This is a genomic window from Paraburkholderia madseniana (assembly GCF_009690905.1).
GTDB lineage: Bacteria > Pseudomonadota > Gammaproteobacteria > Burkholderiales > Burkholderiaceae > Paraburkholderia > Paraburkholderia madseniana.
Window position 1 is genome coordinate 1 of record NZ_VOSW01000044.1, and the last position, 24,063, is coordinate 24,063.

18 protein-coding genes are annotated in these 24,063 nt (G+C 61.6%); 11 read left to right on the plus strand and 7 right to left on the minus strand.

What is annotated here, in order from left to right; all coding sequences use genetic code 11:
• Positions 1 to 180: 180 nt before the first annotated feature.
• The gene (locus FSO04_RS22750; RefSeq protein WP_174825306.1) at positions 181 to 1,032 is read right to left on the minus strand and encodes an IclR family transcriptional regulator; all 852 of its coding nucleotides are present in this window, start codon (positions 1,030 to 1,032) and stop codon (positions 181 to 183) included.
• A gap of 143 nt (positions 1,033 to 1,175) precedes the next feature.
• Here FSO04_RS22750 and FSO04_RS22755 point away from each other — a divergent pair, with 143 nt between their 5' ends.
• The 5 genes from FSO04_RS22755 (at position 1,176) to FSO04_RS22775 (ending at position 7,736) form a co-directional block, all read left to right on the plus strand.
• Positions 1,176 to 2,384: an acyl-CoA dehydrogenase family protein gene (locus tag FSO04_RS22755; protein WP_154562705.1), complete on the plus strand. Its 1,209-nt coding sequence runs from the start codon at positions 1,176 to 1,178 to the stop codon at positions 2,382 to 2,384.
• Between the two features lie 8 nt (positions 2,385 to 2,392).
• Positions 2,393 to 4,630: an acetate--CoA ligase family protein gene (locus tag FSO04_RS22760; protein ID WP_154562706.1), complete on the plus strand. Its 2,238-nt coding sequence runs from the start codon at positions 2,393 to 2,395 to the stop codon at positions 4,628 to 4,630.
• Between the two features lie 140 nt (positions 4,631 to 4,770).
• A complete protein-coding gene (locus FSO04_RS22765) occupies positions 4,771 to 6,165 on the plus strand; it encodes an MFS transporter (protein WP_154562707.1) in 1,395 nt (464 codons plus the stop codon).
• 138 nt (positions 6,166 to 6,303) lie between these two features.
• Positions 6,304 to 7,110, plus strand: coding sequence for an alpha/beta fold hydrolase (locus FSO04_RS22770; RefSeq protein ID WP_154562708.1), 807 nt, complete (start codon positions 6,304 to 6,306; stop codon positions 7,108 to 7,110).
• Between the two features lie 398 nt (positions 7,111 to 7,508).
• On the plus strand, positions 7,509 to 7,736 hold the full coding sequence (locus tag FSO04_RS22775; RefSeq protein WP_154562709.1) for a hypothetical protein: 228 nt from the start codon (positions 7,509 to 7,511) through the stop codon (positions 7,734 to 7,736).
• Positions 7,737 to 7,897: 161 nt separating this feature from the next.
• Here FSO04_RS22775 and FSO04_RS22780 read toward each other — a convergent pair whose 3' ends face one another.
• Positions 7,898 to 10,126 carry an NADP-dependent isocitrate dehydrogenase gene (locus FSO04_RS22780; RefSeq protein ID WP_154562711.1) on the minus strand — a complete coding sequence of 743 codons (2,229 nt, stop codon included), beginning with the start codon at positions 10,124 to 10,126 and terminating at the stop codon, positions 7,898 to 7,900.
• A gap of 412 nt (positions 10,127 to 10,538) precedes the next feature.
• Here FSO04_RS22780 and FSO04_RS22785 point away from each other — a divergent pair, with 412 nt between their 5' ends.
• Positions 10,539 to 12,728, plus strand: a complete 2,190-nt coding sequence (locus FSO04_RS22785; protein WP_154562713.1) for a TonB-dependent siderophore receptor — start codon at positions 10,539 to 10,541, stop codon at positions 12,726 to 12,728.
• A 55-nt stretch (positions 12,729 to 12,783) separates the two neighbouring features.
• Here the strand turns inward: FSO04_RS22785 and FSO04_RS22790 are convergent, their stop codons facing one another.
• Positions 12,784 to 13,701 carry a LysR family transcriptional regulator gene (locus FSO04_RS22790; RefSeq protein ID WP_154562715.1) on the minus strand — a complete coding sequence of 306 codons (918 nt, stop codon included), beginning with the start codon at positions 13,699 to 13,701 and terminating at the stop codon, positions 12,784 to 12,786.
• Between the two features lie 319 nt (positions 13,702 to 14,020).
• Here FSO04_RS22790 and FSO04_RS22795 point away from each other — a divergent pair, with 319 nt between their 5' ends.
• From FSO04_RS22795 to FSO04_RS22810, 4 genes are all read left to right on the plus strand, one after another.
• Complete coding sequence (locus FSO04_RS22795; RefSeq protein ID WP_233464954.1) at positions 14,021 to 15,535, plus strand: MFS transporter; 1,515 nt, start codon at positions 14,021 to 14,023, stop codon at positions 15,533 to 15,535.
• Positions 15,536 to 15,700: 165 nt separating this feature from the next.
• A complete protein-coding gene (locus FSO04_RS22800) occupies positions 15,701 to 16,861 on the plus strand; it encodes an iron-containing alcohol dehydrogenase (protein WP_154562811.1) in 1,161 nt (386 codons plus the stop codon).
• Between the two features lie 267 nt (positions 16,862 to 17,128).
• On the plus strand, positions 17,129 to 18,625 hold the full coding sequence (locus tag FSO04_RS22805; protein WP_154562719.1) for a collagen-like triple helix repeat-containing protein: 1,497 nt from the start codon (positions 17,129 to 17,131) through the stop codon (positions 18,623 to 18,625).
• A 77-nt stretch (positions 18,626 to 18,702) separates the two neighbouring features.
• Complete coding sequence (locus tag FSO04_RS22810) at positions 18,703 to 19,971, plus strand: isoprenylcysteine carboxylmethyltransferase family protein (protein ID WP_154562721.1); 1,269 nt, start codon at positions 18,703 to 18,705, stop codon at positions 19,969 to 19,971.
• A 208-nt stretch (positions 19,972 to 20,179) separates the two neighbouring features.
• Here the strand turns inward: FSO04_RS22810 and FSO04_RS22815 are convergent, their stop codons facing one another.
• On the minus strand, positions 20,180 to 21,061 hold the full coding sequence (locus FSO04_RS22815) for an EAL domain-containing protein (RefSeq protein WP_154562723.1): 882 nt from the start codon (positions 21,059 to 21,061) through the stop codon (positions 20,180 to 20,182).
• Positions 21,062 to 21,496: 435 nt separating this feature from the next.
• Between FSO04_RS22815 and FSO04_RS22820 the strand changes: the two genes are divergently transcribed.
• Positions 21,497 to 21,775 carry a transposase gene (locus tag FSO04_RS22820; RefSeq protein WP_154562725.1) on the plus strand — a complete coding sequence of 93 codons (279 nt, stop codon included), beginning with the start codon at positions 21,497 to 21,499 and terminating at the stop codon, positions 21,773 to 21,775.
• 95 nt (positions 21,776 to 21,870) lie between these two features.
• Here FSO04_RS22820 and FSO04_RS22825 read toward each other — a convergent pair whose 3' ends face one another.
• The 3 genes from FSO04_RS22825 to FSO04_RS22835 form a co-directional block, all read right to left on the minus strand.
• Complete coding sequence (locus FSO04_RS22825) at positions 21,871 to 22,290, minus strand: histidine kinase (RefSeq protein ID WP_233464950.1); 420 nt, start codon at positions 22,288 to 22,290, stop codon at positions 21,871 to 21,873.
• A gap of 74 nt (positions 22,291 to 22,364) precedes the next feature.
• On the minus strand, positions 22,365 to 23,120 hold the full coding sequence (locus FSO04_RS22830; protein WP_154562813.1) for a COG4705 family protein: 756 nt from the start codon (positions 23,118 to 23,120) through the stop codon (positions 22,365 to 22,367).
• Between the two features lie 229 nt (positions 23,121 to 23,349).
• Positions 23,350 to 24,048 carry a response regulator gene (locus FSO04_RS22835; RefSeq protein WP_154562727.1) on the minus strand — a complete coding sequence of 233 codons (699 nt, stop codon included), beginning with the start codon at positions 24,046 to 24,048 and terminating at the stop codon, positions 23,350 to 23,352.
• Positions 24,049 to 24,063 lie beyond the last annotated feature (15 nt).

Below are 24,063 nucleotides of genomic sequence, written 5' to 3' on the forward strand. Positions count from 1 at the left end.
CTGGCGCTTGGAAGTTTCGGTGTATTACGATGTATTTATACATCGCAAGGCGTTGATGCTTAAAACACCGCCCTTACTGAATCCCCGGCCACTTGCTCGCGAACTATGTACCGTTAAGGTATAAGACTGCATGAGCCGGGTTTGTTTCTGGTGGCGTCGAATCTGCGCAAGCGCCCTCCGCTAATAAATCCCCATCGCCCCTTCAATACTCCGCACCATCGAAACCAGCCGTGGCCCGATGTCCCCTTCGAGCTGATTCTCCTTCAGCAGATAAGACGGCACGCCGCAGTTGAACACCAGAATCTCGCCATCGGCCGAAGGTTTCATCGGCACCGCGACGGCGTGGACTTCGCGTCGCAAGTCTCCGTACGAGACGCAGAACCCACGCTCATAGAAGTAATCGATGCTGCTCATCACGCGCTCGCGAAACGTATTCCATTCATTCGGCGACTTCACCGCGATCTCGTTGCAGAGCGCCTCGCGCCGCTCTGCCGGCAGCGCGGCGAGCAGCGCGCGGCCCATCGCGGTTCGCACGATCGGATAGCTCAGGCCGATATCCGCCGGCAACCCCAAAGGCGTCGTGCTGCGGCTGCTTTCCAGATACACGACATTGAGCCGGTCGCGCATGCCAAGCGAGACCGAACCGCGAATCTGATCGGCCAGGTCCTTCATCGACGGCCGCGCGATCTGCCGGACACTCAGGCTCGCGAGCAACGGATAGCTCAACGACAACACGGCCGAGCCGAGCTGAAACTTGTTGTTCATGCGATTGACACGCAGGTAGCCGAGCCGCGTCAACGTGTAGGTGAAGCGCGAGATGGTGGCCTTGGTCATGCCGGTGCGCACCGCCAGTTCGGCATTGCCGAGTTGCGATTCGCGCGGCGTAAAGCAATGCAGGATGTCGAGGCCGCGCGCCAACGTGGTGGCGAATTGCCGGTCGCCGTCGAATTCGTCGGGCACGTAGCGCGCCTTCGAATCCAGATAGTCGCTTGCCAGCGCCGTGGCTTCGGGAAGCTTGTTGTGGGCTGCCATGGTCGTCTCCCTTCAGATAGCCAATTTTGCGCCTCCTGTTCAGCATATCCAAACTCTGTTCTGCAGAGTCGAACAAATGACGCCGGCGACCTGTAAATCTTCGATAGTGCAGTCATAAATCGACTCACATGACGGAGACAAGCATGACCAGCAACCCCTCGCATTTCGACTCGATGCTCGCCGACGTCGCGCGTTTCGTCCGTGAAGAAGCAATTCCGCGCGAAAACGAAATCGAGCAGGCGAATGCCGTACCGGCGGATCTCGTCGAACGCATGCGCGAACTCGGCTATTTCGGCTGGAGCATTCCACGCGACTTCGGCGGTGCAGGACTGTCCACGGAGCAACTCGTGCGCGGCGCATTCGCGCTTTCGCAGGCCTCGGTGGCATTTCGCGCGCGGGTCGGCACGAATACCGGCATCGGTTCGGAAGCGCTCGTCGCCGATGGCACCGACGACCAGAAGCAGCGCTATCTGCCGCGTCTCGCTTCGGGCGAATTGACCGGCGCTTTCGCGCTGACCGAAGCGGACGCCGGCTCTGACGCTACCGCGTTGCGCACGACCGCGCGGCGCGACGGTGGTCACTACGTCCTCGATGGCAGCAAGTGCTTCATCACCAACGCGCCGATCGCGGACCTGTTCACGGTGATGGCCCGCACCGATCCTGCCACGCCCGGCGCCGGTGGCATTTCCGCATTTCTCGTCGAACGTGGCATGCCAGGCCTCTCCACCAGCGCGCCTTACGACAAGATGGGCCAGGCGGGCTCGCCGGTCGGTGACGTAGTGTTCGATGCGTGCCGCGTGCCCGCGGCCAATCTGATCGGCGGTGTCGAAGGTCAAGGCTTCCGTACCGCGATGAAGGTATTGAACAAGCAGCGCATTCACCTGGCCGCGCTGTGCACGGGCCCGGCAATGCGGATGCTCGACGAAGCCGTTGCGTACACATCGAAACGCGAGCAGTTCGGCAAGCCCGTAGCCGAGTTCCAGCTCGTGCAGGCGCTGATCGCCGAATGCCAGACCGAAATCTTCGCCGCGCGCTCGATGATTCTCGAAACCGCCCGCAAACGCGATGCAGGCGAAGACGTCGCGCTGGAAGCGTCGATGTGCAAGATGTTCGCCTCGGAGATGTGCGGACGCGTCGCGGACCGCGCGGTTCAGATGCTCGGCGGACGCGGCTATCTCGCGGGCAATGCGGTCGAGCGGTTCTACCGCGACGTGCGCGCGTTCCGCATCTATGAGGGCACCACGCAGATTCATCAGTTGAACATCGCGAAGATTACGCTGCGGCGCGCGGCTGAACGGGATCAGACGAAACAGAAGGACAGCGTTCACGCCGACGCTGCGCGTGCCGCATGAGCGCCCTTATGAACACCACCGCGCACGCTGCAAACACGCTCGACATTCGACGGCTCGTCGATCCACGCTCGATCGCAGTCATCGGCGCCTCGAACGATCCGAAGTCGATCAGCGGCCAGCCGATGCGCTTTCTCATACAGCACGGGTATCAAGGCGCGCTGTATCCGGTGAATCCGAAGTACGCCGAGATTGCCGGCGTGGCGTGCCACGGCAGCATCGCCGCGTTACCGGCTACGCCCGATCTCGCGCTGATCCTCGTCGCGGCGCGTCGCGTTCCCGACATGCTGCGCCAATGCGGCGAAAAAGGTATCGGCTTCGCGATCATCTACAGCTCCGGATTCGCGGAAGCGGGCGAAGCCGGCGCCGCGCTGCAGCGCGAATGCGCGGAAGTCGCGCAGGCGTTCGGCATCCGCGTGATCGGCCCGAACTGCCAGGGATTCGTCAGCACGGGCGCCGGCGTCTACGCCGGATTCGGCGCACCGTTCGGCGTCGATTACCGGCGTGGGGGCCTGTCATTGATTTCGCAAAGCGGCGGCTTCGGCTGCGCGTTGCTGCTGATGGCCGACGAACTCGGCATCGGCTTGCGCCATTTCATCACCACCGGCAACGAGGCCGACGTCAGCCTGCTCGATCTCGTCGATGCCTGTATCGCGGACCCGCAAACGTCGTTGATTGCCGCGTATATCGAAGGCTTGAAGGATGCGCGGCGCCTCGTCGACGTGGCCAACCGCGCGCTCGACGCCGGCAAACCGCTGCTCGCGTGGAAAGTCGGCAACACCGCCGACGGCGCCAAAGCAGCCACGTCGCACACGGCGAATCTGGGCGGCGCATCCGCGCTCTATCGCACGGCTTTCCGTCAGACCGGCGTGATCGAAGTCACCGATGTCGCGGATCTCGGCGACTACGCCAAGGCGTTCGAAGCCAAACGCCTGCCGCGCGGCAACCGGATCGCGGTCGTCACGCTCTCGGGCGGCGCCGGCATTCTGATCACCGATGCCTGTGCCGAACGTGGCATGTCCGTGCCCGCGTTGTCGGCAGATACGCTCGAACGGCTCAAACCGATCGTTCCCGCGTTCGCCTCGTTGAACAATCCGATCGATCTCACGGCGGGCATTCTCGCCGAGCCGAGGATTTTTGCCGACGCACTGCAGATCATTGCCGACGATCCGAACATCGACGCGATCGCGATCATGGCTGCCGCCGCGAGCGGAGAAGTCGCGCGCGTGATGGCCGAGGCAATCGTGCGCGTCTACGACGCCACGACCAAGCCGATGATGCTCGCCTGGAACGCCCGCCGCGACATGGCCGCCGGCGCATACGAAATGATCGAAACGCATGGCGTACCGCTGTATGCGACGCCCGTGCGTTGCGGTCGCGCGTTCGCGGCGTTGTCGGACTATGCGCAGGCGCAGCGGATGCGTGCGGCGGCGCGTAGTGCAGAACCGCTTGCACGTCCGCAATACGATGCAGAGCAAGCTCGCGCGCTGCTGGCTGTCAGTCAGGGCGACCTGACCGAACATGCCTCGCAGTCGTTGCTGCGCGATTACGGCATCGAAACGCCCAGGAGCGCGCTCGCGCACAACAGCGACGAAGCATGCGCCATCGCGCGGTCGATCGGCTTTCCGCTCGTCATCAAAGTGCAATCGCCCGACATTCCGCACAAGACGGAAGCCGGCGCAGTACGAGTCGGCATCCGCGATGAAGTGGCGCTTGCCGATGCCTTCGACGAAATCATCGCGAATGCGCGCCGCCATGTGCCCCACGCGCGAATCGAAGGCGTGCTGGTGCAGGAAGAGATCCGCGATGCGATCGAGATGATCGTCGGCATAGAGAACGATGCGACGTTCGGACCGGCTGTGATGTGCGGTCTAGGCGGGATCTATGCCGAGGTGCTGAAGGACGTGGCGTTCCGGCTGGCCCCGGTCACGCACGCCGACGCCCACGCGATGATCCGCGAATTGCGCGCCTTCGCGATGCTCGACGGTGCGCGCGGCAAACCGCCTGGTGATATCGAGGCCCTCGTCGAGACGATCGTCGCGCTCTCCACCATGGCGCTCGACCAGCAAGCGAGCCTGAAGGAGCTGGATATCAATCCGCTTTTCGTGCTGCCAGCCGGCAAGGGCGTACGTGCCGGCGATGCGCTGGCGCGCTGCCTGCCGCGCGCCGCGAATGCAGCCGGCTCCGTCAACGCCGCCGACGGCATGCACGAAAGCGAGCATTGTGCTCGAGATGTCGTGGACGGATAGTGAAGCGGTGCCGGGCCGCTTTGAGATCGGACGTCGCTGATTTGCCGCGCTATATACAGTGCTATGCACCGCGCGCCGCAATATGCATCGCAACATGCGCAGCGACACCCACCGCAGTTGGCATTCTTCGCGAGACCATCATGCACGGCTATTCGCATTCAGGCACATCGACCACGGACAACCTCACGCCCGTCGAGGTCGAACGCACTTACCGCAAGATCTTTTTCCGGCTGATTCCGTTGCTGTTTCTCTGCTACGTGATCAGCTATATCGACCGCGTCAACATCAGCTTCGCCAAGCTGCAGTTCATGCACGACCTCGGCTTCTCGGAGTCGACTTACGGCTTGGGCGCGGGGCTTTTCTTCATCGGCTACGTGCTGTTCGAAGTCCCGAGCAATCTGTGGATGCAGCGCGTCGGCGCACGCCGCACGCTGTTGCGCATCATGTTCGCGTGGGGGCTGGTGTCGAGTCTGATGATGTTCGTGCGCACGCCGACGCAGTTCTATGCGATGCGCTTCCTGCTCGGCGTGACCGAAGCGGGCTTCTTCCCCGGCATCATCTTCTATCTGAGCTGCTGGTTTCCCGGCGCGCGGCGCGCACGCGTGACCGCATTTCTGATGATGGCGACCGCGGTGGCCGGGATCATCGGCGGGCCGATGTCCGGGTTCATCATGACGCGGCTTGCCGGCGTCGGCGGCTTGCCGGGCTGGCAATGGCTGTTTCTTCTAGAAGGCGTGCCGGCCGTCACACTCGGCATCATTGCGTTCCTCATGCTCGGCGACAGGCCGGAAGACGTGAGCTGGCTCGACGCGCGCGAGAAAGCGCTGGTGTCGAGTGAACTCGCCGCCGACGAGAAGACCAAGCAAACCGGTCATCTCGACGGACTGCGCGGCGCGCTCGCGAACCCGCGCGTGTATTTCGCGGCACTCGTCTATTTCGCGGTGATGATGCCGTTCAACGCGATCGGCTTCTGGGCACCGACCATCATCCGCGACATGGGCGTCGCGAATGTGCTGGATGTCGGACTGTTGTCGGCGCTTGTTTTCATCGCGGCTGCGCTCGGCACCTATGTGGTGGGCGCCAGTTCCGACCGGACCATGGAACGGCGCTGGCATGTCGCGGCAAGCGCCTGCGTGACCGCGCTGGCGTTCGCGTTGCTGCCTGCCGCCGGCCATAACGTCGCGCTCGGTGTTGGCTTGCTGGCGCTCGCGGCGGCTGCATCGTACGGCTCGTTTGTCGTGTTCTGGACGATTCCGCAGACCTTCCTGCCGCGCTCGTCGGCCGCGGGCGGTATTGCGATGATCACGAGTCTCGGCGGCACGGGTGGGTTTGTGAGTCCAGCGTTTGTCGGCTGGGTCAAAACGCAGACCGGCAGTGCGCAATATGGGTTGATTGGCTTGGCGGTGGTGCTGCTGGCCGGGGTCGTGTTGATGCTGGTTGTATTTCCGGCGCCGGGGAGAAAAGTCGCGGTGCCCACGACGGGCGGCAATGCGAATGCGCCAGCGCAACATGGGCTCGGTCAGACTCATCAGTAAGCAGGACACACCGCTGCCGAAAGACGCCGCCCATCCACCGTCCAGGCGCGAAAATTCGTAGCTTTGTTGATTTTCTGGTGGCGGCGCTGGCAACCTGGTGGATCCTTGCGTTACTGAGCTCACCAGGAAGGCACCCTCATGCAATCCCACGACGACGACCTCACCCATTTCGAAGCCCATGGCGCAGCCCCGCTGCCGGTCTCGAACGACTACGGCTACGTCGAGCACGAAGGCGCGCGAATCTGGTACGCGTCCTATGGGACCGGCAAACCGGTGATCCTGCTGCATGGCGGTCTGGGGCACAGCGGCAACTGGGGCTATCAGGTCCCGGCGCTGGTCGGCTCGGGGCATCGCGTGGTGGTCATCGACAGCCGCGGCCATGGCCGCAGCACCCGCGATGCGCGTCCCTATATGTACGAGCTGATGGCCTCCGACGTGCTGGCCGTGATGAACACGCTGCAGCTCGACCGGGCCGCTATAGCCGGTTGGAGCGACGGCGCGTGCGTGGCCCTGGTGTTGGCCCGCCAGGTGCCGGAGCGGGTTGCAGGCGTGTTTTTCTTCGGCTGCAACATGGATCCGAGCGGGACGAAGAAATTCGTGCCGACGCCGATCATCGATCGCTGCTTCGGAAGGCATGCCAAAGACTATGCGCAACTCTCGGCAACGCCGGACGACTTCGACGCATTTGTCAGCGCGGTCAGCGAAATGATGAGAACCCAGCCCAACTACTCCGCGCGCGATCTGGCCGGGATTCGAGTGCCGGTTGCGATCGTCCAGAGCGAGCACGACGAATTCATCAAGCCGGAACACGCCGACTATCTCGCCCGCACCATTCCCGGCGCGAAGTTGATTCTTTTGCCTGGCGTGAGCCATTTCGCCCCGCTGCAACGGCCGGATGAGTTCAACCGCGTGCTGCTAGCGTTTCTAGGCCAGGTTCTTTCCTGAACAGAACGATCACGGGCGCAACCGCGCTCTGCCCCGAATGCGCCCTGCCCCACTATTTGGCCAACCCGCCAAAATTTCACGATGTGGCATGAGCCCTTGCTTCGTAAAAAATCGTGGTGCGTGGCACAAATTCGCCATTTCGCAATGCCGCCCCACGTTGCACATCGCAAAATGACGACAACAAGCCTTTATTTTTAAACGATATTTTTTGATCGAATGAACCGTCTAACAGCCCCTTGCGCCGTGACCTGCTGACGTAGACTCTTTTACAAGAGCCGGCGCTTCATGTGGTGCAGCAAAATAGACGGGACGAAAACGCAGTGGCAGTGTGTCCCCCCGCTCCATACATGAAGCCGCCGCGGCGCAGCGGTTTTTAAATGGCAATTGGGAGACTAAAAATGAAAGGCTTTCGCTTTGGATCGACCCAGGGAGCGTTCTACATTTTGCCGGGCCAGGGCGGTTGGGAGGCAACCTACGGTAACGAGACGCTCGGTGAATTTTCCAGCCCGCAACAGGCAGCCGATGAAGTCGCACGCGGCCTGACCTGCCCGCAGTTGACCGAAATCGACACGTCGACGCTCGACATTCCAGAAAAACTCAGCGATTGGGAAATCGTTCACGTGTGAGGGCAGGCATGACCGCCACTCACGTATGCGTAGAAACGACGATGGCGCTCCTGAGGAGCGCCATCGTCTTGTTTGCTGCTTACTTCAGGGCCTGCTTCGGTACTTTGAGCAACGGCCTCAGTACCTCATTCGGCACCTCACTCAGCACGTCATTCCGACCATTAAGCGACCGCGTCCACAATCTTGTTCAGCGTGGCGCTCGGGCGCATGGCCTTGCTCGTCAGTTCGACATTCGGACGGTAGTAACCGCCGATATCCACCGGCTTGCCTTGCGCTGCACCCAGCTCTTCGATGATTTTCGCTTCGTTGTCGGCCATCGCCTTCGCCACGCCGGCGAACTGCGCCTGCAAGGCAGCGTCTTCGGTTTGCGCAGCGAGTGCCTCCGCCCAGTACATCGCCAGGTAGAAGTGGCTGCCGCGGTTGTCGATACCGCCAATCTTGCGCGCCGGCGACTTGTCGTTGTCGAGGAACTTGCCCGTTGCCTGGTCCAGCGTCTTGGCCAGAACCTGCGCCTTCGGGTTGTGATACGCGCCGCTCAGGTGTTCAAGCGAAGCCGCCAACGCCAGGAATTCGCCGAGCGAGTCCCAACGCAGGAAACCTTCTTCGACCAGTTGCTGAACGTGCTTCGGCGCCGAACCGCCAGCGCCCGTTTCGAACATGCCGCCACCAGCCATCAGCGGGACGATCGAGAGCATCTTCGCGCTGGTGCCCAGTTCCATGATCGGGAACAGGTCGGTCAGGTAGTCGCGCAGCACGTTGCCGGTGACCGAGATCGTGTCCTTGCCGGCGCGGATGCGTTCGATCGAGAACCTGGTCGCTTCAACCGGCGTCATGACGCGGATATCCAGACCGCTGGTGTCGTGGTCCTTCAGGTATTGCTCGACCTTTTTGATGATCTGGGCGTCGTGCGCGCGCGCTGCGTCCAGCCAGAAAATAGCCGGCGTGTTGGTGGCGCGTGCGCGGTTCACCGCGAGCTTGACCCAATCCTGGACCGGTGCATCTTTGGTCTGGCACATGCGCCAGATGTCGCCCGCTTCAACCGCCTGCTCGATCAGCACCGTACCGGCTGCGTCGGTCACGCGCACCACGCCGTTCGCCGGAATCTGGAACGTCTTGTCGTGTGAACCGTATTCTTCAGCGGCTTGCGCCATCAGGCCGACGTTCGGCACCGTGCCCATGGTGACCGGGTCGAATGCGCCGTTCTTCTTGCAGTCTTCGATCACTGCCTGGTAGACGCCGGCGTAGCAACGGTCCGGAATCACCGCCTTGGCATCATGCAATGCGCCGTCCGCGCCCCACATCTTGCCCGACTCGCGAATCATGGCCGGCATCGAAGCGTCGACGATCACGTCGCTCGGCACGTGCAGGCTGGTGATGCCCTTGTCCGAGTTGACCATGGCCAGTTGCGGGCGTTGCGCGTATTGAGCCTTGATGTCGGCTTCGATCGCTTCACGCGTTTGCTCCGGCAAATCCTTCAGGCGCGCGTACAGGTCGCCGATACCGTTGTTCGGGTTGAAGCCGGCTTGCGCCAGCGCGTCAGCGTGCTTGGTCAGCACGTCTTTGTAGAACACCGAGACCACGTGACCGAAGATGATCGGATCCGACACCTTCATCATGGTCGCTTTCAGGTGCACCGAGAACAGCACGCCCTTGCTCTTCGCATCAGCGATTTCTGCTTCGATGAAGCTGCGCAGCGCGTTCCTGGAGAGCACCGAAGCGTCGATGATCTCGCCCGCTTGCACGGCCGTCTTTTCTTTCAGGACCTTCGCCGAACCGTCGGCGGCGATCAGTTCGATCTTCACGGCGCCGGCTGCTGCGATCAGCGCCGATTTTTCGCTGCCGTAGAAATCGCCGCCGCTCATGTGCGCCACGTGCGACTTCGAGTCCGCGCTCCACGCGCCCATCTTGTGCGGGTGCTTGCGTGCGTAGTTCTTCACCGACAACGGCGCGCGGCGATCCGAATTGCCTTCGCGCAGCACCGGGTTCACCGCGCTGCCCTTGATCTTGTCGTAACGCGCCTTGACGTCTTTTTCAGTGTCGGTATTCGCCACATCCGGATAGGGCGGCAGCTTGAAGCCCTGATCGCGCAGCTCGGTAATCGCGGCCTTCAGTTGCGGTACCGATGCGCTGATGTTCGGCAGCTTGACGATGTTCGCTTCCGGACGCGTGGTGAGTCCACCCAGTTCCGCCAGATCGTCGGAACCCTTCTGTTCCGCGGTCAGGTAGTCCGGGAATGCAGCGATGATCCGGCCGGCAAGCGAGATATCGCGCGTTTCAACGATCACGTCGGACGAGCGCGTGAACGCCTTGACGATCGGCAGCAGCGAATAAGTCGCCAGAGCAGGCGCTTCGTCGGTCAGGGTGTAGATGATCTTCGGCGATGTGGACATGTTTGATGCTTTGCTTGGTGAAGTGTTAGACAGAGCGTTGGTGGCGCTGAGCCGCGGGGTGGCGACAAAGCAGCAAGAACGCAGCGCGACCCACGGCACTACTTTTTACGGCCCGACCGTGAGTATATGCGTGTTTTCCAGTACTCGCTGCGAAACAAACATGCCGCCGCCACGCCCCGCACAGGGTCAAGCCCCGCCAGATAAGGCTTTGAGCCGAATGCCCTATGCCTTAAGACAGATGTCTTATAGATGACTTGCGATGCGAAACTAGCGATTGTTAATGCGAATCAGATGCATTACCATTCGTATGAAGTCGCAGTTTGAACCATCCGTTTAACAACCACTCGCTCGAAACTGGCCGTTTCGCACATCTTTGGTGCGCGGCGGCGTCACGCTGCCTAACTCAAACAACATGCAGAATTCATTTGTCGCAGGACGCCCAGCGCGCCCAACCTTTTTGCGCGGCCACCGCCGTGCTCCGTCGCTACTCAGTGCGGGGCTCCTCGTCAGCGTCGGCTTATCGTTGTCTACGCTGTCGTCCTCGGGATGGGCGCAGGTCGCGGCAAGCGACACGGCCGCCACCCTGCCTGCGGTGAGTGTGTCGGCAACGAAAGACACAACCGTGGCGCAGGCCGACACCGTCAGCGCCGGCGCACTGGGCTCGCGCAAACAGGTCGACACGCCGTTTTCGACGCGCGTGGTGACGAGCGACGAGGCGCAGGACCTGATGGCGGCAACCGCCAACGATCTGTTCAAGTACGACCCGGCGGTATCGGCCATCAGCGAAAACGCCATCAGCGAAAACGCGATCTTCACCGTGCGCGGCATGCCGATCGACACGCTGAACAGCATCAAGGTCGACGGCCAGACCTTCCCCTCGTGGGACACCGATCTCTCGCTCGAGCCGTTCGAGCAGGTCGAATTGCTCAAGGGTCTGTCCGGTTTCATGTATGGCTTCGGTTCGCCGGGCGGCATCGTCAATTACGTGCTGAAGCGCCCGACCGACGATCCCTACCGCAGCATCTCGATCGGCTACAAGTCGGCTGGCGTGTTCAGCGAGGCGGTCGATCTGGGTGGCCGCTTTGGCAATGACAACCGCTTCGGCTACCGCCTGAACCTCGTCAACGAAGACGGCAACACCGCGGAAGATCACGGTCACATCCGCCGCCAGGTAGCCTCGCTCGCGTTCGACTTCCGCATTACGCCGGACCTGACCTTTACCGCCGACGCCTTCTATCAGAAGCGCAAAACCAACGGCACGCTATTCGGCCTGATGTTCGGCAGCGGCCTCGGCATTCCCGACGCAAGCACCGTCACCCACGCGCTGACGCAACCGCAGAATTACTATCAGACCGAGATGGCTTCGTTCGGCACGGGGCTTGATTACCGCCTCTCCGAGAACTGGCATGCGAACGTGAAGTACCGTTTCGCCAAAGAAAACCGCACCAATTCGGACAGCTTCCTGTTCGTGACCGATAACGCGGGCAACTACTCGAACACGCTTTATGCGGCGATGACGCGTTACTTCTACCAGAACGTCGACGCGATGGTGCAGGGCAAATTCAACACCGGCAGCATCAAGCACGACGTGGTGATCGGCGCGGGTTTCGAGACGCAAACCAGCGAGTACAGCAACAGCGAAGGCTGGAATAACGGCTACTTCCTCGGCAACGGCAATCTGTACAACAGCACGCTGTTGACCAACGATGAAGTCAGCATCGGCTCGGATCTCTATCGTCAGCAGCGCACCACGCAGGCCGCCGTGTACGCGAGCGATACGGTGCAGCTCACATCGCGTCTGTCCGCCCTGGTCGGCGTGCGTTACACGCAATACCGCGAGCACGTGTACGACACGAGCGGCGCCGTATCGTCACAGTACAGCGCGGATCCGGTCACGCCGACCTTCGCGCTGATGTTCAAGACCGACCCGTACTCGACGGTGTACGCGAGCTATGTCGAATCGTTGGAACAGGGTGGCGCGGCATCGAACACCAACCTCAATTACCCGGACACATTCGGCCCGCTGAAGAGCAAGCAGTACGAAGTCGGCTTCAAGACGGACCACAGCAAGTGGGGCGCCAATCTTGCGCTGTTCCGTGTCGATCAGGGCTACAACTATACGAACTCGGCCAACATCTTCGTGCAGGACGGCACGAAGCGCTATACCGGCGTCGACGCAAGCGGCTGGCTCGCGCTGACGAGCGAATGGCGCGTGATGGGCGGCGTGATGTGGCTCGACACGAAGGCGGTCGACGTGGACGACGCCAGTGTCGAAGGCAAGCGCGTGTATGGCGCGCCGAGATTCACCGTGACCGGCCGGATCGAATACAACCCGTCATATCTGCGTCCGCTGACGCTGGCGTTCGGCGGCAAGTACGTCGGCAACCAGGCGGTCGACGCGGCCAACACACAGTTCGTGCCGGCTTATGTCACTTACGATTTGAGCGGCCGATACGAGACGAAAATCGCCGGCAAGGATGTGACGTTCCGTGCGGGGATCAACAATCTGTTCAACCGCCGCTACTGGACCACCGCGTGGGGCTATTACGTGGCGCCTTCGCCGACACGAACTGCCGTGGCTAGCGCTACGTTGCAATTCTAGGCATTACGTACAAACGGTGGCGCGCCTGCAGTGGCAGCGGGGGTGCGCCTCCTTGTCAGTTCGCTGGGGGCGCTCCAAGCATCGCGGGAATCTCGGCGACAAGCGCATCGATCGCGCAGCGCGTCTTCAACGCGAGATACCGGCTCTTCGGCCACACAACGTGGATCTCCTGTGAAGGTCGAAAACAATTCTCCATCACGGTCTGCAACTGACCTGTTGCCTCAAAACGCGCGAGCAGCCAGCTCGGTAGCCACGCCAGTCCGAAGCCCGCAATCGCGGCGTCCACGATCCCCTGCATATCGTCAAAGCTAAGCTGCGGCACAACATCCGCGCGGCGGATTTGCCCATCGACATCGAGCACATTCCACGGCTCGATAACCCCGTTGCGTGAATAAGCAATGATCGTGTGCCCGTGGAATTCAGCCACACGGCCCGGCGTGCCGCAGCGCGCCAGATACGCCGGCGCGGCGCCAATACTTGCATACTGAACACCGAGCCGCCGCGCCGCGAGACTCACGCTATCGACAAGTGGACCAATCCGCACGACGAGATCGAAGCCCTCTTCCACGACATCCACAAAGCGGTCCGCGACCGAAATGTCGATCTTCAATTGCGGATGCCTGCGCGCAAGCCCAAGCAGCACCGGCGCTACACAATGATGACCGAAGGCCTGCGGTACGCTTACGCGCAGACGTCCTTTCGGTTCGCGACGCCCCGAGTCCAGATCGGCTTCGGCGGCCTCGAGTTCAGCCAGCGCGCGCACGCAACGGTCGTAATACGCTTGCCCGGCCTCGGTGAGACTCTGGCTGCGCGTCGTGCGATTGAGCAGACGCACGCCGAGACGCTTTTCGAGCCGCACGATGACTTTGCCGACCGCCGAGCGTGTGAGGTCCATGCGTTCGGCAGCCAACGCGAAACTGCCCGTCTCAACCACACGCACGAACGTTGTCACGCCGTCGAGAATGTCGCTCATACCCTCACCTTATTGGTTCCATGGAGGACGCATTTCCGGGATTTATTCGCGTCAATAGGGACTTAGATTCCCTCTATATTACACAGTCCATGGTGGCCAAAGCCATCGACTATCGAGGTGAATTCCTATGTCCAGGTCCAGAAACGCGCCGCCGTCCTACGACGAAGGTTCCCAGACGGTTATCGCAGAAGAACATCCATCAAGCTTGTCGGACACGCGGGCAGCCGACGCCCTTTCGAGCAACGCCGCGCAATCGACGGCTCGCTTCTCCATCCGCAAAAACACTTTGGCGTTGGGCGCCGTGTGCCTGGCTTCACTGATGTTCGGCCTCGAAATCTCCAGCGTGCCGGTGATCCTGCCGACGCTCGAGCGCGTCCTGCATGGCGACTTCAAGGGCATGCAGTGGATCATGAATGCCTACACGCTCGGGGTGACGACGGTGCTGATGGCAACCGGCGCGCTGGCGGACCGATTCGGCCGCAGACGTATTTTCGTCATCGGGATCGCGCTGTTCGGCCTCACCTCGCTGATCTGCGGTTTCGCGCAGAGCGTGCCGACGTTGATCGTCGCGCGCTTGCTGCAAGGCGCGAGTGGCGGCGCGATGCTGATATGCCAGGTCGCCGTGCTCTCGCATCAATTCAACGAGGGACCTGAGCGCGTCCGGGCCTTCAGCGCGTGGGGCATCATTCTAGGTATCGGGCTTGGTTTTGGACCGATCATCGGCGGGATGATCGTTGCGGTATCGGGATGGCAATGGGTCTTCTGGATCCACGCGCTGCTTGCCGCTGTCACGTTGACGCTCGTTTTCGGCGGCGTCCGGGAGTCGCGCGATCCGCACGCGCACACGCTCGATGTGGCCGGCATCGTCACGCTTTCGCTGGCGGTGTTCGGCCTCACGTACTACATCACACAGGGCTCGGATCTTGGTTTCGCGAGTCTTCGCGCGATCCTGATTCTGGTGGCAACGGCCGTCGCCTTCATTGCTTTTCTATGCGCTGAGCGACTCAGTGCTCGCCCGATGTTCGACTTCTCCGTATTCAGGATCCGGAAATTTTCCGGCGCGCTGATGGGCTCCGCGGGGATGAACTTCAGCTTCTGGCCGTTCATGATCTATCTGCCGATCTATTTCCAGATCGGCCTCGGCTACGACAGCGTGAGCGCCGGTCTTGCGCTACTCGCGTACACACTGCCGACACTGTTATTTCCGCCGCTCGGTGAACGTCTTGCGCTGCGTTATGGATCGGGAATCGCGATACCTGCAGGCCTGTTTACGATCGGCCTTGGCTTCATGCTGATGAAATACGGCAGCAACGTCCCGCATCCCGGCGTGTGGACCATGTTGCCGGGTTGCATCCTCGCCGGCGCCGGCCTCGGCCTCACCAACACGCCTGTCACCAATACGACGACCGGTGCGGTTCCGGCGGAGCGGGCGGGCATGGCATCCGGGATCGATATGAGCGCGCGCATGATTACGCTTGCGATCAACATCGCGTTGATGGGGGCGATCCTGGTTGGCGGCATCCTGGTCAATCTGAGGGCGCGACTTCCTGCGACGCTCGACACCGCCCCGCTCGGACGACTGGCGGAGAAGATTGCCGCAGGAGACGTCGAAGCGGTCAGACGTGGAATCCCTGCACTCGCTACACTGGACCCATCCGGAACTGCCGTTCACGCCGCGCTAATAGACGGCTTTGGCTGGGTGATGCTTTATGGCGGCGCCGGAGTCTGGGTACTCGCCGCGCTGAGTTTTGTGATTTCGGGAAGTGCTTCGAGAAGGCTGAGAAAAATAGAAACGATCTCAACGCAGCAAGCGGTTCGATGCGACTCCTGCTAAATGCCAACGGTCGCCTGGTGCCTGTAGTAAAGCGATCCGAATCTGGTACAACTGACGTCTGCCTGCCCACCCGCGATAGCGAATGGTGGAATCTGGATTCTGAACGTTTGAAGTACCGATCTTGCTGGAGTAATCAATGGCCAGTGCTGACCTGCAGGTGAAATGATGAACGCATTCCGGTTTCAAACCGTGCCGACGATGGTCGTCGAATTTGGCGCAGCGCGCCGTCTCGGCGCTTTGCTGCGCGCGCAATTTCCGTCGCTCACACGCCTGTGCGTGGTGACGGATGGGTTTCTTCACCAGAGTGGGCTGCTGAATCCGGCGCTCGCCGATCTCGCGGCGTCCGGCTGGAATGCCACCGTGATCGACGACGTGATCGCCGATCCGCCCGAGCACATCGTGCTCGAGGCGACTGCGCGCGCACGCGAAGCCGGCGCGGAGATCGTGCTGGGACTCGGCGGCGGTTCGTCGATGGACGTGGCGAAGCTGATCGCCGTGCTGGCTCCGCAACAAGAGCAGGCGCTCACCGACATGTACGGCGTGAACAAGATCACCGTGTCGCGTTTGCCGCTCGTGCAGATGCCGACCACGGCAGGCACCGGCTCCGAAGTCACGGCCGTGTCGATCGTGACGGTGGGCGAGGCGAAGAAGATGGGCGTGGTCGCGCCGCAACTGGTCGCCGATCTGGCGATTCTCGACGCGGAACTCACGCTCGGACTGCCGGTTGCCGCGACCGCGGCAACCGGCGTCGACGCGATGGTTCACGCGATCGAGGCGTACACGTCCGCGCATTTGAAAAACCCGGTGTCCGACATGCTGGCGGTGAAGGCGCTCGAACTTCTGTCACGCAATCTGTTGCCCGCATGCGAGAACGGCCAGAATCGCGCGGCGCGCGAAGCGATGCTGCTCGGCGCGGCGTTCGCCGGCCAGGCGTTCGCCAATTCACCGGTGGCCGCAGTGCATGCGCTCGCGTATCCGATCGGTGGCATTTATCACGTCCCGCACGGTCTTTCGAATGCGCTTGTGCTGCCGCACGTGTTGCGCTTCAACGCCGAGGCCGCGGCGCATCTGTACGCGGAACTCGCGGACGTGGTCGTGCCGGGTATCACGGGCAGTGCCGAAAGCAGGACGCAGGCGTTGATCGAACGGCTCGAACAGATGATTGCCGCGACCGCGATTCCGGCCCGGTTGCGCGATGTCGGCATCGAACGTAGCGGACTCGAACGGATGGCGAGCGACGCGATGCTGCAAACGCGGCTTCTGGTGAACAACCCCCGGCCTGTTACTGAGGCCGATGCGTTAGCGATCTATACCGCTGCGTTTTAATCGGCGAAGGGCGTAATTGAGGGCGGGAATCGCTGCGGTGTTTGGCGGCGGCTCCGCGCCGTTACGCCCGCCGGACGCGTTACGTAGCATGTACGTGGAACACGGCGCAGCCACTTCAGGCTGAATCGTGTTTTTGATGCGGTAAATTCTTCATATCATAATATCTTCAACCATATATACGCTGAATCACCGAGATGAAGCCATAACTCGCATTTGGCGCGCAACTTGCAGTGTCAACCCCGCCAATAGTCGTTCAACGGGGACATCATGCAAAAATTCACCGGTCGGACAGCCATCGCTGTCGCGACATTTACATTACTCGCGCTCTACGGTTGTGGATCGACCCTTAACACGCCCAGCGGGCTTGGTGGCGGTGGACTAGGCGGCACTTCGGGCAGCTCGGGTTCAAGCTCCGGCTCCAGTTCTGGTTCCAGCTCTGGCACCAGCAGCTCCGGTACCAGCAGTTCTAGCAGCTCCAGCAGCTCGGGCGCCTCCTCGACCCCTCTCGGCACCGTCGTCACCCAAGTCAGTAACGTCATCACTGCCGTGGGCACGGGTATCGCTGACACGGGTTCCACGATCACCGGCACCTCAGTCCCCGGCGTCAACGGCGCAACGACTGCGAATCTCGGCGCCGCCATCACCGATCTCGGCAACGGCGTCAACGTGCTCGGCAACGGCGTGGCCACAGGTCTGGGCACGCTGGGCAGTTCGACCAATCCGCTTGGCCCGACCCTGACCTCCACATCGGGTCTCGTTACCAATGCAGGCGCGGCCGTTACCGCGGTCGGCGGTGTGGTGACGAGTCTCGGAACCGGGCCTCTTGCGCCGCTCGCACCCGTTACGTCGACCTTGGGTACCGTTGTCGGCGGCGTGGGTGACGGCGTCGTCAAAGTTGGCTCGGGATTGAACTCGGCGCTGACCAGCGCGCCGGTTCAACAGGTCGAAACCCAACTGAGCTCGGTTATCAACCCGATCACCCTCGCCGTCTCGAATACGACGCAGACCATCGGCAACACCACGGGCCTCGGCGCGCCGCTCAACGGCTTGCTGGGCACCATCGGCAACGGACTCGATTCGGCCGGTCAGCAAGTGTCCGGCGCGACGGGTAATCAGGTGGGTAAAGACGTCGGCAGCGTAGTAAGTCAGCTTGGCAACACGGTCACGAGCGCAGGCGGACTGCTAACGGGCGCGACGACCAACCCGTTGGCGCCGATCGCCGGCCTGCTGGGCCCGCTTGGCGGACTGGGTGGATCGGGTAGCGGCCTTAGCATCCCGCCGCTGACCGGCCTGATCGGCAACCTCGGTTCGCTCGGTGGGACCGGCAGCAGCGGTAATCCGCTCGCGCCGATCACCGGACTCCTCGGCGGCCTGGGTTCGCTCGGCGGCACCTCCGGCGCCGGCAGTCCGCTCGCGCCGGTCACCGGACTTCTCGGCAACCTGGGTTCGCTCGGCGGCACTTCCAGCGCCGCCGGTCCGCTCGCACCGGTCACGGGTCTCGTCACGTCGTTGACCTCGACGCTGGGTGGCGCCGCGGGCCAAAACTCACCGCTCGCGCCCGTCACCGGTCTCGTCACGACACTGACTTCGACGCTGAGTGGGGCATCATCCGGTAAGGCCTCGCCGCTCGCGCCGGTCACGGGCCTCGTGACCGGCCTGACCGGCAACGCGGGCAGTGCGGGGAGCGGTTCGACCAGCACGAATCCGCTGGCGCCGGTGACGAACCTCGTCACCGGATTGCTGGGTGGTGTCGCAGGTAAATAAGCGGTAATCAGCACAGCGGTCGGGACTTAAAAAATCAGAAGCCCGGCCGCTATCTATGTCATGACTACGAGGATGACATGAACTCCACTCTGGATAACGTAGCGCACGTGCAGGAGCAGCGGCCGCGTTCGGCGACGCCGTTTTCCGTCGGCCTGCTTGGCATCGCCGTCGGCCTTCTAACGCTCTGGCTGCTACGCGACAGTACCGCGCTGGATGGCGCGCGCCGCAGCACCGCCGCCTGCCTCGCGATCATCGCGACGATCGCCCTGTACGAGCTGTTCGTCGCACGCGTGTATCTACGCCCAAGCGCCGGACTGACCGGTCAGGCGGTTCGGCCGCTCAGTGTCGCGCGTGTGAGTTTGCGTCTTGCCGCGCTGGCTTCCGTGTATGTCGGCATCGGTGTGCTCTACTGGCTCTTGCCCGAGTATCACGGCACGTTCTATAACCCCTTCTGGTCACTGATCCGTACGCTCGCACCGTATCTGATCGTGGCCGCGCCGTTTTACTTTGCGTGGATGGACAGGCGTCAACGCGAAGTCGACGATGCCTATATGTTGTGGGGCCGCCTCGTATTCCTCGGGCAGCGCCCAGGCAACTGGAAGCCCGTGCGTGAAATGCTCGCCGGCTGGATGGTGAAAGCGTTCTTCCTGCCGCTGATGATCACCTATCTTTCCACCGATGCGGACCATATCGGCGCATCGCTTGCGACCGCCATGAACGCGCCGTTCTCGCTGGCGACGTTCAGGTTCATGTACGACCTGTCCTTCACGATGGACCTGATGTTCGGCACGGTAGGTTATCTGTGCACACTACGCATTCTCGATACCCACGTGCGCAGCGCGGAGCCGACCACGCTCGGCTGGCTGGTTGCACTTCTCTGTTATCAGCCGTTCTGGTCGCTGATCTCGGCCCAGTACATGCACTACCAGGGCGCGATGTTCTGGGACAACTGGCTGATATCCGTGCCGATTGTCCGAATCATCTGGGGCACCGTGATTATCGCCCTGGTCTTCTGCTACGCGCTTTCCACCATCGCATTCGGATTGCGATTTTCGAACTTGACCAATCGCGGCATCATCACGTCGGGTCCTTATCGCTTCACGAAGCATCCCGCCTACATCACGAAGAACCTCTCGTTCTGGATGGTCTCGGTGCCGTTCATCGAACCCATGGGCTGGCAAGTCGCGCTCACGCACTGCTTCGCGCTGGCGTGCGTCAATCTGCTGTATTTCATGCGCGCTAAAACCGAGGAGCGGCATCTGATGAACGATCCCGACTATCGTGCCTACGCAGAATGGATCGCGAGGAACGGGCTGTTCGCCAGGATCACACGTGCGTTTCAATAAGATGTTTATGCTACGAACGCGGTCGAACGCGTCTATTGCAGCGCACCATTCTTCAGCGGCGTGACGATGGCGATGAGCTTCTTTGACCACCGGCAAGCAGTCGCCGGTGGAAGCAGACGATAGCGCCAGTTGCCGATTTTCCGCGAGCAGTGGGTGCTCGCCTCAACGACATCGCACGCGGGACGTTACGTAACGTCCTCTGCCGTGGTCACGAGTCGCGGCTTGGCGCCAGCACATTCGCCAGCCCGGCCTTCGGGCGAGAGAACGGGAAGCCTTGCACTAACGCTTCTGGCCATGACGCGCTCAACCATTGCAACTGTGCTTTGGTCTCCACACCATTCACCACGACCTGCACGTCAAGCGCGTGAAGCAGATCCAGTAACGCCGACATCACCACGCAGGCACGAGGATCGCGTGGAAGCGCTGCCATCAACTCAGGCGCGATCGTGACGGTGTCCACGTCGATTGCGCCGAGCAGTGCGAGCGAAGACGCGCCGTTGCCCCACTTGCCCAGCAAGATGCCGGTTCCCGCAGACCGAAGGCCGGCCGTCAAGGTACGCAAAGACAGCAGACGTGCTGCGTCTGCGCTATCGGGCACTTCGATTTCAAGCAGGTTGCCCGGCACGCCATACGATCGCGCGATGCGCGTGAGGTCGTCGGCAAACGATTCGAGCACGGCTACTTGCGCCGGCACCGTGATCGCGACCGGCAGCAGCGCCATCTTCGACGAGAGGCACTCGCGCAGTTCACGGCACACGCCGTCGACGACGAACAAGGCCATCTCCAGCGCGACCTGCGGGTGTTCGAGCGGCATCATGAAAACGCCGGGAAGCAGCAGCCCGTAGTCGGGATGCGTCCATCGAACCTGCGCTTCGAGACGCGCCAGCGCGCCGCCTGCCGCGCGATAAGCACCCTGAAACACGAGATGAAACTCACCCGCGCGCAGACCTTGGCGGACGCGGCTTTCGAGTTCGCTCAGCGCCATGGAATCGTCGCGCGAGTCGTTCCAATCGGTCTGTTCAATGCAAGCGGTACGTGTGCCGAACGTAGTTGCGAGCGATACAGGCTTTTCATAGTCGAGCGATAGCATGGCGTAGGCGCAATTTATTAACCTAGCTAAAGCATGCACATGTCGTGCCAAGTGGCACGTTCACTGCGCGACCTATCAGCGACCATGGCCGGCAAGCCCTACTGATCAATGGTTTACGACCATCCGATCAAACCTGTCGAGGCGCAATTTCAATCGCCAAACGTTTGTATGAACGCCGATGTTACGTAGCGTTTCGCATCAACGTTACGGGACCATCGCACAGGGCGTTGAACGCGGCGATTACCACAAGTCCATCGTTTCAAACGGGGAAACCGTGTCATGCATAGTGAATAAGATCGCTAAACAACAAGCGATGAATGAGGGCATCGCAGTGCAACAATAAAATTTGACCGAGAAAAAAAGATTTACTAGTATCGGCAGCAAACGCAGCATGCAACGACTGCGCATTCCCCACACAGTCATTCAAGGCGGCAGATGCTTCAGATCCCCCTCACCGACGCCGATTGGGCGCGTGTTCAGAGTCTTTTTCCCGAGGTTTCGTCCGGTCGCGGGCGACCCCGTCGCAGCGATCGCGAGATCCTCAACGCGATACTCTGGGTACAGCAGACGAAAGAAAAGTGGCACAGGCTGCCGGCGACTTTTCCGCCGCAACAGACTTGTTATCTTCGGTACATGGCCTGGAAAAAAACGGGCGTTCTTGACCAGGTGAATGAGCTCCTGCCCTTGTGCGACCAGGAGCTTTCCACCTGCTGAATCAGCGGTAAAAATTGGTTTGCATACCGTACCGATTCAAAGGCGAACAGATGTTTCACGGATGACCTCTGTCATCGCTCGCGCCTTTCGGCGCGTCAGGCCTTGCCGTTCATTCTGTCCATCACCGCCAGCAGATCAGCGAGCGTCTGCTTGCATTCCGCTGCGTTCGGCGTGCCGGCGCGTAACGCGCTCAGCGCGCGGTCGATCGCTTTGTCGACGGTGTGCCAGTCCGTTGCGGCGCGAGGCTTCAGCGAAGGCTCGGCGTCGTCCCATGCGAGTTCCAGATCCTTGATGCGCACCTTACCGCCCGCGAGATTGCCCTGGCCGACGAGTACCGCGGTGTCGGCGGCGATCTTGCGGAACGGCGAGAGGTCGCCGAGCTTCGACGCCTTGACAGGCTCGGCTGCCTCGGCCGAGGGAAAGCCGACCCCACCCGCCTCGCGATGCCCGAAGCTGATGGCGGAGAGGGCAATGAAAGAAGCGATGACGGCTTTGTTGAGCGTGCGTTGGTTCATGATTGTTCTCTTCCGTTTGATTCGACATACGATTGAAAAAGGGCTACATCTGCGACTTGTCGAGCGACACGCGCTCAAGGTTCACGTGCGGCGATAGTGCGTGTGGACCGCTGTTCGACTGCACTCGCGAAGATGACCAGCAGGACGATGGCACTCAGAAAGAGCACGCTCGTATTGATCGTGCCGAGACCGATACCACCGTATGTGCGGGACTGCGAAAGCAGATCGCCGAACGAGGCGCCCAACGGCCGCGTCAGAATGTAGGCAAGCCAGAAAGTCAGCACCGGATTCCCGCCGACGTAGTAGATGGCGCACACCAATGCGATTAGCGCGCTGAATGCCACCACACCGATCATGAAGCCGAGCCCCAGCGCTTCTGTCGCGAGATCGCCGGCCGCGGTGCCCAACGCGAAGGTGAACAACACTGCGGCCCAGTAGAAAAGCTCCCGCCGCGTCGTGTAGATGGTGTGAATCGACAGTGTCCGCTCACTGCGGTACCAGAGCGCGAACACCACGGCCAGCGCGAGGGCAAACGCGATCGTGCTGGCATAGAGGCTGATGCCGAGCTTGTCGGTCAGTGCATCGGTAATCTGCGTGCCGACCACGCTGACCAGCACCACGGTCAGCCAGTAAATCCACGGCACGTACTTGCGCATGCGAAGCTGCACGGCCAATGCGGCAATCAGCAACGCGAGCATCATCCCGCCGGTGAGCGCGGTGCCGAGCCCCACGTGCACGGCCAGATAGTCCGCGCCGGTCTCGCCGACGGTGGTCGCCATGATCTTGATTGCCCAGAAGACAAGTGTTGCCTCGGGCACTTTGTTGCGCATCTCCGCAACGCGATAAGTCGAGGTCTCTAGCAAGCGGGTTCTCCCATCAATAGGCATTTAATTCGACGTTGCGAGCAGGCGCGCTTGCGCTCGCTCGATGCGGCGAATAATGCAATGGGGAACCTTATGAAAGCCTTATGGAAGGTGCCAATGAAACGGCGCGAATCGCGGGTGGTCGAGAGGCGTCTTGAACGACCCTCAAGAAATCCTTAAGGATTGCTCTGATGCGCTAAAGCGACTCGGCAAACGCTTCGCACGACACTTCTTCGCGCAGGATGTAGCCAAGCCCGCGCAAGGTCATGATCTTCGCGCTGGAGCTCGCCAGATGCTTGCGCAAGCGGTGAATGTAAATGTCGATGGCATCGGCGCTGGGTTCGTCGTCGAGCGTGAAGACCTTGTCCATCAGGGTGGACTTCGAGACGGTCTTGCCCTGCTTCAGCATCAGCGTTTCGAGGATGGCGTGTTCGCGCCGCCGTAACGGCAAGGGCTCGTTTTGCAATACGAATTCACGGGAATCGAACAGATAGCGCAGATCGCCGCAGTCGATCGACTGGCCCTTATCGCCCGCCGCCTGACGGCGGATCAGCGCCTTGATGCGCGCCACCAGCTCGCGCGCGTCGAAAGGTTTGACGACGTAGTCGTCCGCGCCGGCCGAGAAGCAGGCTACTTTGTCGTCAGTCGAACCGTTGGCGGTGAGCATCAGCACCGGCACGTTGTCGCGTTTGCGGCGCAGACGCGCCAGCACGTCCTTGCCGCCAATGCCCGGCAAGCGCAGATCGAGCAGCACCGCGTCGTAGCACTGCACGCCGAGCAGCGTCTCCGCCCGCTCGCCGTCCTGCGCCCAGTCAACCACGAAATTCTCGACCTGCATCAGGTTCATCACCCAGCGCGCGAGGTCAGCGTCGTCTTCAACGAGCAGCAGTTTCATCGGTTTCCCCTGATT

Excerpts from the sequence above, each read along its gene's own strand:
- FSO04_RS22750 (WP_174825306.1), bottom strand. The coding sequence starts at position 1,032 with ATGGCAGCCCACAACAAGCTTCCCGAAGCCACGGCGCTGGCAAGCGAC.
- FSO04_RS22755 (WP_154562705.1), top strand. The coding sequence starts at position 1,176 with ATGACCAGCAACCCCTCGCATTTCGACTCGATGCTCGCCGACGTCGCG.
- FSO04_RS22760 (WP_154562706.1), top strand. The coding sequence starts at position 2,393 with ATGAACACCACCGCGCACGCTGCAAACACGCTCGACATTCGACGGCTC.
- FSO04_RS22765 (WP_154562707.1), top strand. The coding sequence starts at position 4,771 with ATGCACGGCTATTCGCATTCAGGCACATCGACCACGGACAACCTCACG.
- FSO04_RS22770 (WP_154562708.1), top strand. The coding sequence starts at position 6,304 with ATGCAATCCCACGACGACGACCTCACCCATTTCGAAGCCCATGGCGCA.
- FSO04_RS22775 (WP_154562709.1), top strand. The coding sequence starts at position 7,509 with ATGAAAGGCTTTCGCTTTGGATCGACCCAGGGAGCGTTCTACATTTTG.
- FSO04_RS22780 (WP_154562711.1), bottom strand. The coding sequence starts at position 10,126 with ATGTCCACATCGCCGAAGATCATCTACACCCTGACCGACGAAGCGCCT.
- FSO04_RS22785 (WP_154562713.1), top strand. The coding sequence starts at position 10,539 with ATGCAGAATTCATTTGTCGCAGGACGCCCAGCGCGCCCAACCTTTTTG.
- FSO04_RS22790 (WP_154562715.1), bottom strand. The coding sequence starts at position 13,701 with ATGAGCGACATTCTCGACGGCGTGACAACGTTCGTGCGTGTGGTTGAG.
- FSO04_RS22795 (WP_233464954.1), top strand. The coding sequence starts at position 14,021 with ATGTTCGGCCTCGAAATCTCCAGCGTGCCGGTGATCCTGCCGACGCTC.
- FSO04_RS22800 (WP_154562811.1), top strand. The coding sequence starts at position 15,701 with ATGAACGCATTCCGGTTTCAAACCGTGCCGACGATGGTCGTCGAATTT.
- FSO04_RS22805 (WP_154562719.1), top strand. The coding sequence starts at position 17,129 with ATGCAAAAATTCACCGGTCGGACAGCCATCGCTGTCGCGACATTTACA.
- FSO04_RS22810 (WP_154562721.1), top strand. The coding sequence starts at position 18,703 with ATGAACTCCACTCTGGATAACGTAGCGCACGTGCAGGAGCAGCGGCCG.
- FSO04_RS22815 (WP_154562723.1), bottom strand. The coding sequence starts at position 21,061 with ATGCTATCGCTCGACTATGAAAAGCCTGTATCGCTCGCAACTACGTTC.
- FSO04_RS22820 (WP_154562725.1), top strand. The coding sequence starts at position 21,497 with ATGCTTCAGATCCCCCTCACCGACGCCGATTGGGCGCGTGTTCAGAGT.
- FSO04_RS22825 (WP_233464950.1), bottom strand. The coding sequence starts at position 22,290 with ATGAACCAACGCACGCTCAACAAAGCCGTCATCGCTTCTTTCATTGCC.
- FSO04_RS22830 (WP_154562813.1), bottom strand. The coding sequence starts at position 23,120 with ATGCGCAACAAAGTGCCCGAGGCAACACTTGTCTTCTGGGCAATCAAG.
- FSO04_RS22835 (WP_154562727.1), bottom strand. The coding sequence starts at position 24,048 with ATGAAACTGCTGCTCGTTGAAGACGACGCTGACCTCGCGCGCTGGGTG.